The organism is Streptomyces cylindrosporus (assembly GCF_022698165.1).
Taxonomy (GTDB): Bacteria; Actinomycetota; Actinomycetes; order Streptomycetales; family Streptomycetaceae; genus Streptomyces; species Streptomyces cylindrosporus.
Genome location: NZ_JALDAY010000001.1, coordinates 1,078,025 through 1,092,671 on the forward strand (window position 1 = coordinate 1,078,025; position 14,647 = coordinate 1,092,671).

A 14,647-nucleotide genomic window follows, 5' to 3' on the forward strand; every position below is an offset into this window, starting at 1 on the left:
GACGACGTATGGACGGCGCACGATCGGGGAACGAGGCGGCCGGCACCGCGCGCAGGGAGCCGGCGGGCGCGGGCGAGAGGGTGGCCGACTGGGCCGACGGGCGGCTCGGTCTGTACTCGCTGGCCAAGGCCAACATGCGCAAGGTCTTTCCGGACCACTGGTCCTTCATGCTGGGCGAGATCTGCCTCTACAGCTTCCTCATCCTGATCCTCACCGGCATCTACCTCACCCTGTTCTTCGAGCCGAGCGGCGTCGAGGTGATCTACCACGGCTCGTACGTGCCGCTCAACGGCGTCAGCATGACCAGGGCGTACGAGTCCACCCTCGACATCAGCTTCGACGTGCGCGGCGGGCTGCTGATCCGGCAGATCCACCACTGGGCGGCGCTGGTCTTCGTCACCGGCATGCTGGTGCACATGATGCGGGTGTTCTTCACCGGGGCGTTCCGCAAGCCGCGCGAGGTCAACTGGCTGTTCGGCTGGACCCTGCTGATGCTCGGCATCATCACCGGCCTGACCGGCTACTCGCTCCCCGACGACCTGCTCTCCGGCACCGGCATCCGCTTCGCCGACGGCGCGATCCTGTCGATCCCGATCGTCGGGACGTACCTGTCGATGTTCCTGTTCGGCGGGGAGTTCCCGGGCCACGACATCATCTCGCGGCTCTTCCCGATCCATGTCCTGCTGCTGCCCGGGATCATGCTGGGCCTGGTCGTCGCCCATCTGATCCTGGTCTTCTACCACAAGCACACCCAGTACCCGGGGCCCGGACGCGACCAGAAGACGGTCGTCGGCATGCCCTTCCTGCCGGTCTACATGGCCAAGGCGGGCGGCTTCTTCTTCCTCGTCTTCGGCGTGCTCGCGATCATGGGCGGCATCGCGTCCATCAACCCGGTGTGGGCCTTCGGACCGTACCGGCCCGACCTGGTGACGACCGGCGCCCAGCCCGACTGGTACCTCGGCTTCTCCGAGGGACTGATCCGGGTGATGCCGGGATGGGAGATCAGCGCCTGGGGCCACACCCTGGTGCTGGGCGTGCTGATCCCCTTCTCGCTCTTCCCGCTGCTCCTGCTCGCCCTCGGCCTCTACCCGTTCCTCGAGGCGTGGATCACCGGCGACAAACGCGAGCACCACATCCTGGACCGGCCGCGCAACGTGCCGGTGCGCACCGGGCTCGGCGTGGCCTGGCTGGCCCTGTACGTCGTCCTGCTGATCGGCGGCGGCAACGACATCGTGGCCACGCATCTCCACCTGTCCATCAACGCGATCACCTGGTTCGTGCGGATCTCCTTCTTCGTGGCGCCGGTGCTCGCGTTCATCGTCACCAAGCGGGTCTGCATGGGCCTGCAGCGACGGGACCGGGACAAGGTGCTGCACGGCAGGGAGACCGGCGTCATCCGGCGGCTGCCGCACGGGGAGTTCGTCGAGGTGCACGCGCCGCTCGCGCAGGACCAGCTGCACACCCTCACCCAGCACGAGCAGGACCCGCCGTACGAGATCGGGCCGCTCGTCGACCACAACGGGGTGCGCCGGCCGGTGACGATCTCCGAGCGGGTGCGGGCGCAACTGGCTCGCGCGATGTTCGGCCCGGACTCGCGGATCCCGAAGCCGACGAAGGAGGAGTACCGCGAGCTCACGAGCGGCGATCAGCATCACTGACGGTCACCGCCTTGGATGACTGTGTCCCGGCACTCCCGTGGGCTGCCCCAGGCCGTGCGCAGGGCGCGGGCCTTCGTCAGCCACAGGGACAGCTCGTACTCCGCGGTGTAGCCGATCGCGCCGTGCAGTTGGAGCGCGGTGCGTGCGGTGGTGTACGCCGCCTCGCAGGCCCTGACCTTGGCGGCGGCGACGTCGGCGGGGTCCATGGTGAGCGCGGCGCCGAACAGCAGGGGGCGCGCGAACTCCAGGGCGATCTTCGCGTCGGCGAGCCGGTGCTTGACGGCCTGGAAGGAGCCGATGGGGACGCCGAACTGGGTGCGCTGCACGACATGCGCGACGGTCTTGTCGAGGAGGGCGAGACCCACTCCGAGGGCCTGGGCGGCGGTGGCCAGGCGGGCAGTGGCCAGGGCGCGTCCGAGAGGCGGGGCGGGCGTGAGGAGTTCACCGCCGGGGGTGAGGGGGGTGAGCCGGCGGGCCGGGTCGAGGGAGGGGCGGATGGGGCCGTGACCGGGGGAGAGGTGCAGACCGTCGGGTGCGAGGGCCAGGCGGGTGCCCGCCACGTCGCCGTCCAGGGCGTACGACCCCTCGTGGGCCACCGTGGCCATCGCCTCACCGGAGGCCAGCGCCGGCAGCAGGCGCTTGGCGGCGGGGTCCGTCTCCGAGAGCAGGGCGGCCGCGGTCACCGTCTCGACCAGCGGTCCGGGCACGGCATGCCGGCCTAACTCGACGAAGGCGACGGCGAGTTCGACGGGCCGGACGCCAAGGCCGCCGTACTCCTCGGGCACCGCCAGCGCGAAGACGCCCGCGTCCGCGACACGGGACCACAGCGCGCGCCCGCCCGCATGCTCGCCGCGGCTCCAGTCCCGTACGACGGAAGGAGTGTCCGCGGACGTCAACATCGCGCCCAACGACTCGGCGAACGCCCGCTGTTCGGCATCGAGCAGGAAGCGCATCAGCGGCGTCCTTTCGCAGTTCTCGGCCTTCCTGGTGCCATCGCCCCGCAATCTCTTCCGCGCGCCGCGTTCCCTTCGGCATCGGCGGAGCCCCGTCGCATCACCGGCGTCCCTTCGGCAGGCCGAGCAGGCGTTCGGCGATGATGTCGCGCTGGATCTCGTTCGCCCCGGCGTAGATGGGGCCGGCGAGGGAGAAGACGTACCCCTCGGCCCAGTCCGTGTCGGCCAACTCGCCCTCCTCGCCCAGGAGATCCAGTGCCGTCTCGTGCAGGGTGAGGTCCAGCTCCGACCAGAAGACCTTGTTCATGCTGGACTCCGGGTCGAGCTCGGCGCCCTCCAGGACGCGGGAGGCGGCCGCGTAGGTGAAGAGGCGGTAGGCGCGGGCGCCTATGAGGGCGTCGGCCACCTGGTCCTGGGCGTGTTGCGGGCTGCCCTGTTCCTTCCAGAGCTCGGCCAGTCCGTCCGCCGCCGCGAGGAAACGGCCGGGGGAGCGCAGCATCAGCCCCCGCTCGTTCCCCGCCGTCGACATCGCGATCCGCCAGCCCTCGCCCGGCCGCCCGATCACGTCCTCGTCCGGCACGAACACCTCGTCGAGGAAGAGTTCGGCGAAGGCCGGCTTCCCGTCGAGGCGGCCGATCGGGCGGACCGTGACGCCCGGCGCGCGCAGGTCGAACATCAGGTAGGTCAGGCCCTGGTGGGGCTTCGGGGTGTCGGGGTCCGTACGGAAGAGGCCGAACGCGCGGTCGGCGAAGGCGGCCCGGGACGACCAGGTCTTCTGCCCGCTCAGCAGCCAACCCCCGCCCGTGCGCACGGCCTTCGACCTGAGCGATGCCAGGTCGGAACCCGCCTCCGGCTCGGACCAGGCCTGCGCCCACACCACCTCGCCGGTCGCCATCGACGGCAGCACCCGCGCCCGCTGCTCCGCCGTGCCGTGGTCGAACAGCGTCGGCGCGAGCAGACTGATCCCGTTCTGCCCGACCCGGCCCGGCGCGCCCGCCGCCCAGTACTCCTCCTCGAACACCAGCCAGGAGACCAGGCCGGCCCCTCTCCCGCCGTACTCCACCGGCCAGTTGACGACCGCCCAGCGGTCCGCCGCCAGCTCCGCCTCCCACGCGCGGTGCGCCGCGAAGCCCTCCTCGGTCTCCAGGGACGGCAGCGGCGCCTCGGGCACATGCGCCGCGAGCCACGCCCGTGCCTCGGCGCGAAAGGCCTCCTCTTCCTGCGTGAAGGCGAGATCCATGGGCGCTGTCCCTTCGGCAGACCTTCCCTAACAAGTGTTTGGTAGGTTAGCGTGGGCCTATGACAGGCGTCGAGAGTCCTGTGTACGAGCCGGGGCACGGGCTGCTGAAAGGGCGCACCGCCGTCATCACCGCGGCGGCGGGCGCCGGCATCGGCGGCGCGACCGCACGGCGCTTCCTGGAGGAGGGCGCGCGCGTGCTGATCAGCGACGCGCATGTGCGCCGCCTCAAGGAGTACGAGGCGTCGCTGGCCGGGGAGTTCGGGGCGGCGGCCGTGGCCGCGGTGGCCTGCGACGTGACCGACGAGAGCCAGGTGCAGGCGCTCTTCGAGGCCGCCGTACGCGAGCACGGGCGGCTGGACGTCGTCGTCAACAACGCCGGGCTCGGCGGGACTTCGGACCTCGTCGACATGACCGACGAGCAGTGGTCACGCGTGCTGGACGTGACGCTGAACGGCACGTTCCGGTGCACCCGGGCGGCCCTGCGGCTGCTGCGGGACGGCGGGCGCGGCGGCGTCATCGTCAACAACGCCTCCGTCGTGGGCTGGCGCGCCCAGGCCGGGCAGGCGCACTACGCCGCCGCGAAGGCCGGGGTGATGGCCCTGACCCGGTGCGCGGCGATGGAGGCGGCCGCCTTCGGGGTGCGGGTCAACGCCGTCTCGCCGAGCCTCGCCATGCACCCGCACCTGGTGCGGGTGACGACCCCCGAGCTGCTGGAGGAACTGACCGCGCGCGAGGCCTTCGGGCGGTACGCGGAGCCTTGGGAGGTGGCCAACGTGATCGTGTTCCTGGCGTCCGGCTACTCCTCGTACATGACCGGGGAGACCGTCTCCGTCAGCAGCCGGCACCCCTAGGACGAGAATGGGACCGTGCCGACCAAGAAGAAGCCCCAGGTGACCGCCGCACCCGCGCGGCGGCGCGAACTCCTCGACACCGCCGCCGAGGTCTTCGCCGAACAGGGCTACAACGCCACCACCGTACGCAAGATCGCGGACCACGCGGGCATGCTCGCGGGCAGCCTCTACTACCACTTCGACTCCAAGGAATCGATGCTGGAGGAGATCCTGCGCACCTTCCTCGACGAGCTCTGGGACGGTTACGACGCCGTCCTGGAGGCCGAGCTCGGGCCCCGCGAGACCCTCGAAGCGCTGGTCACCGAGTCGTTCCGGGAGATCGACCGGCATCGCGCGGCCGTCGCGATCTACCAGAAGGAGAGCCGGCAGCTGGCCGTGCAGGAGCGGTTCGCGTTCCTCGCCGAGTCGCAGCGCAGGTTCGAGAAGGCGTGGCTGTCCACGCTGGAGCGCGGGGTCGCCGCCGAGGTGTTCCGCGCCGACCTCGACGTCCGGCTGACCTACCGGTTCGTGCGCGACACCGTGTGGGTGGCCGCGTCCTGGTACCGGCCGGGCGGACAGCACAGCCCGGAGGAGATCGCCCGGCAGTACCTGTCGATGGTGCTGGACGGGATCGCCGTACGCGAACAGCCCTGACTGCAAAGGGAGTTGCCATGGCCGAGGCCTATATCGTCGAAGCGGTCCGCACGCCCGTCGGGCGGCGCGGGGGAGGGCTGAGCGGGGTCCATCCCGCCGACCTCGGCGCGCATGTGCTGAAGGAGCTGATGGCCCGCTCGGGCGTGGATCCCGCCGCCGTCGAGGACGTCGTCCTCGGCTGCCTGGACGCGGTGGGGCCGCAGGCCGGGGACATCGCGCGGACCTGCTGGCTGGCGGCCGGGCTGCCCGAGGAGGTGCCGGGCGTGACGGTCGACCGGCAGTGCGGGTCCTCGCAGCAGGCCGTGCACTTCGCGGCGCAGGGGGTGCTGTCCGGCACGCAGGACCTGGTGGTCGCGGGCGGTGTGCAGAACATGTCGATGATCCCGATCGCCTTCGCGACCCGGCAGGCCGCCGAGCCGCTGGGCCTCACGGGCGGTCCCTTCGCGGGCAGCGAGGGCTGGCGGGCGCGGTACGGGGACCAGCCGGTCAACCAGTTCGTGGGCGCCGAGATGATCGCCGCGAAGTGGGGGATCAGCCGCGAGGACCAGGAGGAGTTCGCGCTGCGCTCGCACCGGCGGGCGCTGCGGGCCATCGACGAGGGCCGCTTCGAACGCGAGACGGTTGCCTACGGCGAGGTCGCCGTCGACGAGGGCCCGCGTCGGGACACCTCCCTGGAGAAGATGGCCGGCCTCAAGCCGGTCCTCGACGGCGGCACCATCACCGCCGCCTGCTCCTCCCAGGTGTCCGACGGCGCGGCGGCGATGCTGCTGGCCTCGGAGCGGGCGGTACGCGAGCACGGGCTTCGTCCCCGGGCGCGCGTCCACCACCTCTCGGTCCGCGGCGAGGACCCCATCCGCATGCTCTCCGCCCCCATCCCCGCCACGGCCCACGCCCTGAAGAAGACGGGCCTGACCATCGACGACATCGACCTCGTCGAGATCAACGAGGCCTTCGCCCCGGTGGTCCTGGCCTGGCTGAAGGAGACGGGCGCCGACCCGGAGAAGGTCAACCCGAACGGCGGCGCGATAGCCCTCGGCCACCCCCTGGGCGCGACCGGCGTCAAGCTGATGACGACCCTGCTGCACGAACTGGAGCGCACGGGCGGCCGCTTCGGGCTGCAGACGATGTGCGAGGGCGGCGGCCAGGCCAACGTGACGATCATCGAACGCCTCTGAGCCGCCCTGCGCTCATGATCCGTTGAGGAACACCGAGCCCCAGGCCTCCCCGATCGTCTCCGTCATGCGCGCATCGAAGCACCGCCCCTGGTCAACTCGCCGATGATTTCCTCCGCCTGGGCCATCACCCCCTCCACCAGCTCCGCACACGACGGCAGGTCCTCGATCACCCCGGCCACCTGCCCCGACGCCATGACCCCGAGGTCCGTACGCCCGTCCACCATCGCCGCCCTCAGCAGCATCGGCGTGTTCGCGGCGAGCAGCACCTGGCTCCAGGACAGCTCCTTGCCGTGCTTGAGGGCGAGCCCGTCGCGCACCATCTGCGGCCAGGTGAGCCCGGACAGCTTCCGGAACCCGGCCGCCCGCCGCACCGCGTGCAACAGGGCCCTCGCGCGGCCGGAGTGCTCCAGTCCGTCCACCAGCTCCGTGCGCAGCATCCGGTGCGGCAGGCCGTCCACCGCCGTGGTCACCGTGACGTCCTTGACCGTCGCCGCCAGATACCGCGCCTTCACCGCGTCCGGCACCGTCGAGTCGGACGTCAGCAGGAACCGCGTGCCCATCGCGACCCCCGCCGCCCCGTACGCCAGCGCGGCCACCAGCCCGCGCCCGTCGAAGAAGCCGCCCGCCGCCACGACCGGTATCCGCACCGCGTCCACCACCTGCGGCAGCAGCACGGTCGTCGCCACCTCGCCGGTGTGCCCGCCGCCCTCCCCGCCCTGCACGATCACCGCGTCCGCCCCCCACGCGGCGACCTTCTCGGCGTGCCGCCGGGCGCCGATGGACGGGATGACGACCAGCCCCGCCTCCTTCAGCTCGGCGATCAGCTCGGGGGAGGGCGCCAGGGCGAAGGACGCCACCCGCACGCCCTCCTCGATCATGATCCGCACCCGGTCGCCGGCGTCCGCCGCGTCGGCCCGCAGATTCACCCCGAACGGCGCGTCCGTACGGGACCTGACCTCCCGTATCGCCTCCCGCAGCCGGTCCGTCGTCATCGTCGCGGAGGCCAGGACGCCCAGCGCCCCCGCGTTCGCCGTCGCGGAGACCAGCCGGGGGCCCGCCACCCAGCCCATCCCCGTCTGCACGATCGGATGCCGGACCCCGACCAGCCGGGTGAGCGCCGTCTCCATCACGAACCGACCTCCCTGGCACGGGAGTTCGCCGGATCGATGACCTCCCGGATCAGCCGCAGCTCGTGGGCGCTCGGCGCGCGCGTCTCAGGGACCTCGTCCGGGACCGTCAGCTCGAAGGCGGTCGCGTCCCTGACCTCCTCCACCGTGACCCCGGGGTGCAGCGAGGCCAGCCGCATCGAGTGGTCCGGCGTCGCGAAGTCGAAGACGCCCAGGTCGGACACGACCCGCGGGATGCGGTGGAAGCGGGCGCCGGCCGCACGGTCGTAACCCACCCCGCACACCATGTCGACCTTCTCGACGAACACCCGTCGGGAGTGCCTCGGCACCCAGTAACTGGTCGGGTTGTTCAGTGTGTTGACCGGCGCGCCCCGCACCCCGAGCAGCTGCCGCTTCGGCCGCTCCCAGGCGCCGATGCACGAGATGTTCTGGTTGCCGAACCGGTCGATCTGGCTCGCCCCCATCATCACGTGCCGCCGCCCGGTCGTGACCAGGTCCAGATGGGCGCGGTACGGCAGCCAGCCCTCGACCGTGCCGTCGAGGCCGACCAGCAGGGCCTCTCCGTCGGTCAGCAGCAGGTCCGGCGCGAAGGTCCGCCTGGCGAGCCGCGCGCCCACCGAGGGGATCAGCCCCATGGGGCTCGCGAGGATCTCCCCCGCGTCCCGCCAGGCCTCGGCGCAGGCGATCACGCAGTACTCGGCGCGGGTGACCTCCCGCGCGGCCACGGCCTCGCTCATGACTCCTCCCCGACGGCCGCCCGGTACGCCTGCTCGTCCCCGCCCAGGAACCGCGCCTCGAACTCCGGCCAGGGCGTGGTCGCGTACCGCTTCTGGAACGCCTCGTCCCGTCCGTAGTCGGGCGCGCAGGACGTGAAGTGCGCACCGTTCGGCGTCTCGACGACCCCCGTCACGGTGTGCCGCTTCAGCAGCAGCGACTGCGGCGGTGCCGCCTTCGTCAACTCGGCGGTGTCGACGACCTGTTCGCAGGACACGTACGCCGCCTCGGCCGCCTCGCAGAACAGGTCGTCGAAGTACGGGTCCGGGCCCAGGTACTGCCCGTTGCCCAGCCGGTCCGCGCGGTTGACGTGCACCAGGGCCGCGTCCAGCCGCAGGGCCGGCATCGCGACGAACGTCTCCCCGTCCTCGTACGGCGAAGTCACCGTCCGCAGGCCGGGGTTGACCCGCATGACGTCCGAGCCGAGCCCCGCCCGCATCGGCAGGAACGGCAGCCGGTGGGAGGCGGCGCGCAGTCCCGCCAGGAACATCGCCTCGTCGACCTCCATCAGCTCGAAGGCGCCGCGCTCACGGGCCGCGCGGTAGTGCGGTTCGAGCGGGATCGAGTCCAGGGTGACGAACGCGGCGACCAGCTTGCGGATCCGGCCCGACGCGGCCAGCATCCCGACGTCCGGGCCGCCGTACGACACCACGGTCAGGTCCGTGATCCGCGACCTGAGCAGCGCCCGCACCAGCGCCATCGGTTTGCGGCGCGAACCCCAGCCGCCGATGCCGAGGGTCATGCCGCTCTCCAGCCGGGAGACGACCTCCTCGGCGGTCATCGTCTTGTCGCTCACGCCTGCGCACCGTCCCTCTCCGCACCGAAGGTGTCCCGGACCCGGTCGGCCACCCCGACCGTGCTCGCCTCGTACGTGAAGCCCTGCTCGAAGCGGTAGCTGCGGCGCACGTCGACCGGATCGATGCCGTTGATGGCGGCCTTCGCCAGCCGCAGCAGCTCCCCGTCCTTCGCGGCGATCTCGCGCGCCGACTCCAGGGCGGCGGCGCGCAGTCCGTCCCGGGGGACCACCCGCCACACCGAGCCGTGCGCGTGCAGCTCGGCCGCGGTCGCCGTGCGCGAGGTGTAGTACAGCGCGCGCATCAGGTGCTGCGGGACCAGCCGGGCCAGGTGCGTGGCCGCGCCCAGCGCCCCGCGGTCCAGCTCGGGCAGCCCGAAGGTGGCGTCCTCGCTCGCCACGATCACGTCCGCGTTCCCCACCAGTCCTATCCCGCCGCCCAGACAGAAGCCGTGCACCGCCGCCAGCACCGGGACCTCGCACTCGTACACCGCGGCGAAGGCCTCGAAGCAGCCGCGGTTGGCGCCCACCAGCGCGCTCGCTCCCTGCGTCTGTATCTCTTTGATGTCCACGCCCGCGTTGAACCCTCGTCCCTCGGCGGCCAGGACGACGCAGCGCACCCGCGGGTCGCGGCCCGCCGCGCGCACGGCGTCGGCCAGCGCGTACCAGCCGCTCACCGGCAGGGCGTTCACCGGCGGGAAGTCGACCGTGACGACCGAAATCCCCTTTTCCGGGGACGAGGTGGAGACACTCATGGGCGCATCAGCTACCTTTCCAACCAACGCCTTTCCACCAAACATTTGTTAGGTGTGAGGCTTCGAAGCTAGCAGCCTCGGAATCGGAGCGGGAGGCCTGTGGACAACGGGAGGCCTGTGGACAACTCGCTGCGCGGCAAGGCCGTCGTCGTGACCGGCGGCACGCGGGGCGTCGGCGCGGGGATCGCGCAGGCCTTCGCCGATGCCGGTGCGGAGGTGGTCGTGTGCGCCCGGCGACCGCCCGAAGTGCCGCTCAAGGGCGCCGAGTTCGCCCCTGTCGACCTGCGGGAACCGGACGCCGTACGGGCGTTCTTCGGGGCCCTGCCCCGGCTGGACGTCCTCGTCAACAACGCGGGCGGCGGGCCCTATCGGCGGCTGGCCGACGCGGACGCCGAACGCCACGCGAAGGTCGTGGAGCTGAACCTGCTGGCCCCGTTGACGGCTTCGCTGGCCGCGTACGACCACCTGAGACATGCCCGGGGCTCCGTCGTGATGATCGGCAGCGTCAGCGGCAGCCGCCCCTCGCCCGGTTCGGCGGCGTACGGGGCTGCCAAGGCCGGTCTGGAGAGCCTCGCCCGCTCGATGGCCGTCGAGTGGGCGCCGGACGTCCGGGTCAACACCCTGGTCGTCGGCATGGTCCGTACCGAACTGGCCCATCTCCACTACGGCGGCGACGAGGGCGTCGAGGCGGTCTCCCGCACCGTGCCGCTGGGCCGCCTCGCGACACCCGCCGACATCGGCGCGGCGGCCGTCTTCCTCGCCTCCGACGCCGCCGCCTACATCAGCGGGGCGAGCCTGCTCGTGCACGGCGGCGGGGAGCGGCCGGCCTTCCTCGACGCGGCAACCGCCAACAAGGAGACGTGAGATGAGCGGAATCTGCGAGGGACGGGTCGTCGTGGTCACCGGCGCCGGACGGGGGCTCGGGCGGGCGCACGCGCTCGCCTTCGCCGCGGAGGGCGCGCGGGTCGTGGTCAACGACCTCGGCGTCGGACTGGACGGCACGCCCGGCCCCGACAGCCCCGCCGCCCAGGTGGCCGACGAGATCCGCGCGGCGGGCGGCGAGGCGGTGGCGCACGGCGGCGACATCGCGACGACGGAGGGGGCCGCGTCCCTGGTGGCGGCGGCCCTGGAGTCGTACGGCCGGCTCGACACGCTCGTCAACAACGCCGGGTTCCTGCGCGACCGGATGCTCGTCAACCTCGACGAGGACGACTGGGACGCCGTGCTCCGCGTCCACCTCAAGGGCCACTTCCTGCCTCTGAAACACGCGGCCGCGCACTGGCGGGCGGAGGCCAAGGCGGGGCGGACGCCCGTGGCCAGGATCGTCAACACCAGCAGCGGGGCGGGGCTGCTGGGCTCCGTCGGACAGGGGAACTACAGCGCCGCGAAGGCCGGGATCGTCGGGCTGACGCTCGTCGCCGCGGCCGAACTCGCCCGCTACGGCGTCCAGGTCAACGCGATCGCGCCCGCGGCCCGGACCCGTATGACGGAACGGACCTTCGCCGAGACCATGGCCGCGCCCGCGGGCGGCTTCGACGCGATGGCCCCCGAGAACGTGTCCCCGCTCGTCGTCTGGCTCGGCTCCGCCGCGAGCGCGGGCGTCACCGGCCGGGTCTTCGAGGCGGAGGCCGGCCGCATCACCGTCATGGAGGGCTGGCACCCGGGCCCGACCGCCGACAAGGGGGCGCGCCGGAGCCCCGCCGAGGCGGGCGAGACGGCCCTGAAACTCCTCGCTCAGGCGCGGGCGCCGGGGGCGGTGTACGGGGCGTAAGGGCCGGCACTCAGCCCGGCTGGGGGCAGCAGCCCCGGCACGCGGGCGTCACTCTCACGTGTCGCACTCCAGCACCGTCCGGCACAGCCCGCACCGCGCCCGCATCCTCCCCTTCACCGGCACCCGGATCCGCTGGTGGCAGGTCGGGCACGGGAACGTCACCCGCAGCGGGCCCCGGCCGTCGGGGGTGAAGGTGTACGGCGTTTCCGGGTGGGACGCCGGTGCGTGGTCCTGGGCGTGGCGGCGGTCGCGGGCGTAGCGGCGGCGGCCCGCCCAGCCGGCCGCCGTCAGCGGGGGCTGCTGTTCGTCACGGCGGGCCATCGCCATGCCGCGGGTGTAGGCCTCGTACGCCTGGGGGCTGGTGAACCACACGGACGGGTCCTCGCCGAAGACCAGGGCGCGCTTGGCCAGGACGTACCCGAACTCCTCCGGGGTGAGATAGCCGAGCTTCTGCGAGGACGCCGCGTCCTCGCGGAACGCGTCCAGCAGGAGCCAGCCCGCGCCCAGATACGTGGTCGCCGTGTCGGTGAGGATCTCGTTGTCTCGGGTGCCGGGGAAGGACAGGTCCAGGCGGTGCAGGTAGACGTGCATCACCTCGTGGGCCAGCGCCGCCCCGATGTCGCGGCGATGACTGCGGAAGCGGTCGTTCAGCTCGACGAAGTACTCGGGCCCCGCGGTCAGCTCGACGTTCGCCGCGTGGGTCATCTCCCGGAAGCCGACGATCATGCGGGCGTCGGGCAGCCGGTAGTGCCGGACCAGCTCGCGGGCCACCCGCTGGGCGCCCAGATGCAGGTCGTCCGTGTCACAGAAGGCCACGTCGGCCGGGGCCACGCTCGCCGAGAACGAGTGGATCGTGTCGTACGACAGCCGCTTGTAGAGCGCGGTGATGGCGGCCCGCACCGTCTCCAGGTGTGGGTAGCCGTGCTCGACCGGTCCGCCGTTCGCCACGCCCGACCCCCAAGACGCCCTGAACCCGATTCCACTCTACGGGCAGCTGAGCGGATTTTCCCTGGTCGGTTCCCCGCCCCAGGCGAGCCCGCTCACACGCTCACCAGGCGCACCGCGGCCGTCGTGGCGGGATCCGTGCCCTCCAGTTCCAGCAGCCACACCTCGTTCTCGCCCTCCCGCAGCACCGGCCCGGGGACGTACAGCGACCGCTGGGGCCCTACCGACCAGTAGCGGCCCAGGTTGAAGCCGTTGACCCAGGCGAAACCCCGTGTCCGGCCGGGGAGTTCGAGCAGCGCGTCACCCGCGCCGCGGACGGTGACCGTGCCCCGGTACAGCCCCGGGGCGCCGTCCTCGGCCGGCGGCCCGAAGGGGACGGCCCCGATGTCGTCGAGCGCGTCCAGACGCAGCCCACGCGCGCGTACGCCGTGCAGGTACTGCCGCTCGTGCAGCAGGCCCCCGGTGATGCCCTTCGGCTCGCCGCTGCGCGGCCCGTAGTTCACCCGCCCCAGGGACTCCACCCACAGCTCCACGCGCGCGTGCCCGGCGACCGGCTCCTTCAGCTCCTCTTCGCCCTCGGCGAGCACTCCGGCCCGCTCCCCGTCGACGTACACCACCGCCAGGTCCCGCAGCCCGCGCGCGATCAGCGGGTACGGCTGCCGAGGACCCGGCACCGTCACCGCGTACCGCACCAGCCCCCGGTCCACGTCCAGCTCCTCGAAGGTCGGTGGCACGGGAGCCGCCGTCTCCGGACCGCCGAGCGTCTCCAGTACGGCGCCCAGGGACGCCCACTCCGCCAGGCGTACGTCGGCCTCCGCACCCAGCCGCGGGGGAGCGGGCGGGGGTTCGGGCAGCGGGCCCTCGGCGTACTCGGCGAGCACCTCACGGAAGCGCCAGTACTTGTCCGTTGGATTTCCGAACTCGTCGATCGGGGCGTCGTAGTCGTAGGACGTCACGTCCGGCTCCAGCGGGCCGTCGTGCAGCGCGCCGCCGCCACGGTTGGCGCCCGCCCAGCCGGCGAAGTTCGTGCCGCCGTGCGCCATGTAGAGGTTGACCGAGGCGCCGCACTCCAGGATCTCGCGCAGGACCGCCGCCGCGTCCTCGGCGTCGCGGGTGATGTGCCCGGCGCCCCAGTGGTCGAACCAGCCGCACCAGAACTCCATGCACATCAGCGGCCCCCCTGGCTGGTGCCGGCGCAGCGTCCCGAACGCCTCGCGCGCGCGGGAGCCGAAGTTCACCGTGGCGAGCACCCCGGGGATCGAACCGCCGGAGAGCATGTGGTCCTCCGGACCGTCCGAGGTCACCAGCGGGACGGTGACGCCCTTCGCCCGCAGCAGCTCCACCAGCCGGCCCAGGTACTCGGCGTCCGAGCCGTAACTGCCGTACTCGTTCTCGGCCTGCACCATCAGCACCGGGCCGCCCCGGTCGATCTGCCGCTCCACGACCTGCGGCAGCAGCGCGTCGAACCAGCGCTCCAGATGCGCCAGGAAGCGCTCGTCACGCGTACGCGCGCGCGTGCCCAGCTCGCCGGTCAGCCAGTGCGGCAGCCCGCCGTTCTCCCACTCCGCGCAGATGTACGGCCCCGGCCGCACGATCGCCCACAGCCCCGCCGCCCGGGCCGCGTCCAGGAAGCGGCCGAGGGCGCCCACATCCTCGTAACTCCCCGGCCTCGGCTCGTGGAGGTTCCACGGCACGTACGTCTCCACGCAGTTGAGGCCCATCGCCCGCAGCATCCCCAGCCGGTGTGCCCAGTGCTCCTCGTGCACCCGGAAGTAGTGCAGCGCGCCGGACAGCAGCCGCACCGGCCGCCCAGCCAGCAGGAAATCCGTTTCCCCCACCCTGAAATCGGTCATGCGCCCAGCCTCGCCCCTGGCGGTGATCACCGTCCATGGACAAAGATCGGCGCTGCTTGGACGAAAACGACCGGTACGGCAGCCGCCGGGACCGCGCCCGCGCGGGAAGGAGCGCGTCG

The 14,647-nt window shown here is 72.3% G+C and carries 14 protein-coding genes; 6 read left to right on the plus strand and 8 right to left on the minus strand.

Going from position 1 to position 14,647, the window contains the following annotated elements; genetic code table 11:
• Window positions 1-8 precede the first annotated feature (8 nt).
• A complete protein-coding gene (qcrB, locus tag MQP27_RS04780; RefSeq protein WP_242761197.1) occupies window positions 9-1,658 on the plus strand; it encodes a cytochrome bc1 complex cytochrome b subunit in 1,650 nt (549 codons plus the stop codon).
• Here qcrB and MQP27_RS04785 read toward each other — a convergent pair.
• Together MQP27_RS04785 and MQP27_RS04790 are read right to left on the minus strand one after the other, a co-directional pair.
• On the minus strand, window positions 1,652-2,611 hold the full coding sequence (locus tag MQP27_RS04785) for an acyl-CoA dehydrogenase family protein (protein ID WP_242761199.1): 960 nt from the start codon (window positions 2,609-2,611) through the stop codon (window positions 1,652-1,654). The two genes, qcrB and MQP27_RS04785, sit on opposite strands and share 7 nt — an antisense overlap.
• A 100-nt stretch (window positions 2,612-2,711) precedes the next feature.
• The gene (locus tag MQP27_RS04790; protein WP_242761201.1) at window positions 2,712-3,851 is read right to left on the minus strand and encodes an acyl-CoA dehydrogenase family protein; all 1,140 of its coding nucleotides are present in this window, start codon (window positions 3,849-3,851) and stop codon (window positions 2,712-2,714) included.
• Between the two features lie 59 nt (window positions 3,852-3,910).
• Between MQP27_RS04790 and MQP27_RS04795 the strand changes: the two genes are divergently transcribed.
• Genes MQP27_RS04795 through MQP27_RS04805 form a run of 3 tightly spaced genes read left to right on the plus strand, consistent with a single transcriptional unit; the run spans window position 3,911 to window position 6,510 of the window.
• Window positions 3,911-4,702: an SDR family oxidoreductase gene (locus MQP27_RS04795; RefSeq protein WP_242761209.1), complete on the plus strand. Its 792-nt coding sequence runs from the start codon at window positions 3,911-3,913 to the stop codon at window positions 4,700-4,702.
• Window positions 4,703-4,717: 15 nt separating this feature from the next.
• The gene (locus MQP27_RS04800) at window positions 4,718-5,335 is read left to right on the plus strand and encodes a TetR/AcrR family transcriptional regulator (RefSeq protein WP_242761211.1); all 618 of its coding nucleotides are present in this window, start codon (window positions 4,718-4,720) and stop codon (window positions 5,333-5,335) included.
• A gap of 17 nt (window positions 5,336-5,352) precedes the next feature.
• Entirely contained in the window at window positions 5,353-6,510 is a 1,158-nt protein-coding gene (locus MQP27_RS04805; protein ID WP_242761213.1) for an acetyl-CoA C-acetyltransferase, read from the plus strand.
• A gap of 62 nt (window positions 6,511-6,572) precedes the next feature.
• On the opposite strand, the gene MQP27_RS04810 is transcribed toward MQP27_RS04805, so the two are convergent.
• From MQP27_RS04810 to MQP27_RS04825, 4 genes are read right to left on the minus strand one after another with little or no spacing between them, the layout of a single operon-like run.
• The gene (locus MQP27_RS04810) at window positions 6,573-7,637 is read right to left on the minus strand and encodes an NAD(P)H-dependent flavin oxidoreductase (protein ID WP_242761431.1); all 1,065 of its coding nucleotides are present in this window, start codon (window positions 7,635-7,637) and stop codon (window positions 6,573-6,575) included.
• Complete coding sequence (locus MQP27_RS04815) at window positions 7,637-8,374, minus strand: CoA-transferase subunit beta (protein WP_242761215.1); 738 nt, start codon at window positions 8,372-8,374, stop codon at window positions 7,637-7,639. Before MQP27_RS04815 ends, MQP27_RS04810 begins: the two co-directional genes overlap by 1 nt.
• Complete coding sequence (locus tag MQP27_RS04820; protein ID WP_242761217.1) at window positions 8,371-9,207, minus strand: CoA transferase subunit A; 837 nt, start codon at window positions 9,205-9,207, stop codon at window positions 8,371-8,373. Before MQP27_RS04820 ends, MQP27_RS04815 begins: the two co-directional genes overlap by 4 nt.
• Window positions 9,204-9,959, minus strand: coding sequence for an enoyl-CoA hydratase family protein (locus MQP27_RS04825; protein ID WP_242761219.1), 756 nt, complete (start codon window positions 9,957-9,959; stop codon window positions 9,204-9,206). Before MQP27_RS04825 ends, MQP27_RS04820 begins: the two co-directional genes overlap by 4 nt.
• Before the next feature lie 117 nt (window positions 9,960-10,076).
• Between MQP27_RS04825 and MQP27_RS04830 the strand changes: the two genes are divergently transcribed.
• Together MQP27_RS04830 and MQP27_RS04835 are read left to right on the plus strand one after the other, a co-directional pair.
• Window positions 10,077-10,823, plus strand: a complete 747-nt coding sequence (locus MQP27_RS04830; RefSeq protein WP_242761221.1) for an SDR family oxidoreductase — start codon at window positions 10,077-10,079, stop codon at window positions 10,821-10,823.
• A 1-nt stretch (window position 10,824) separates the two neighbouring features.
• A complete protein-coding gene (locus tag MQP27_RS04835) occupies window positions 10,825-11,730 on the plus strand; it encodes an SDR family oxidoreductase (protein ID WP_242761223.1) in 906 nt (301 codons plus the stop codon).
• A 54-nt stretch (window positions 11,731-11,784) separates the two neighbouring features.
• Here MQP27_RS04835 and MQP27_RS04840 read toward each other — a convergent pair whose 3' ends face one another.
• Window positions 11,785-12,678 carry a hypothetical protein gene (locus MQP27_RS04840; RefSeq protein WP_242761225.1) on the minus strand — a complete coding sequence of 298 codons (894 nt, stop codon included), beginning with the start codon at window positions 12,676-12,678 and terminating at the stop codon, window positions 11,785-11,787.
• Window positions 12,679-12,770: 92 nt separating this feature from the next.
• Window positions 12,771-14,528, minus strand: coding sequence for a glycoside hydrolase family 35 protein (locus MQP27_RS04845; RefSeq protein ID WP_242761227.1), 1,758 nt, complete (start codon window positions 14,526-14,528; stop codon window positions 12,771-12,773).
• Between the last annotated feature and the right edge of the window lie 119 nt (window positions 14,529-14,647).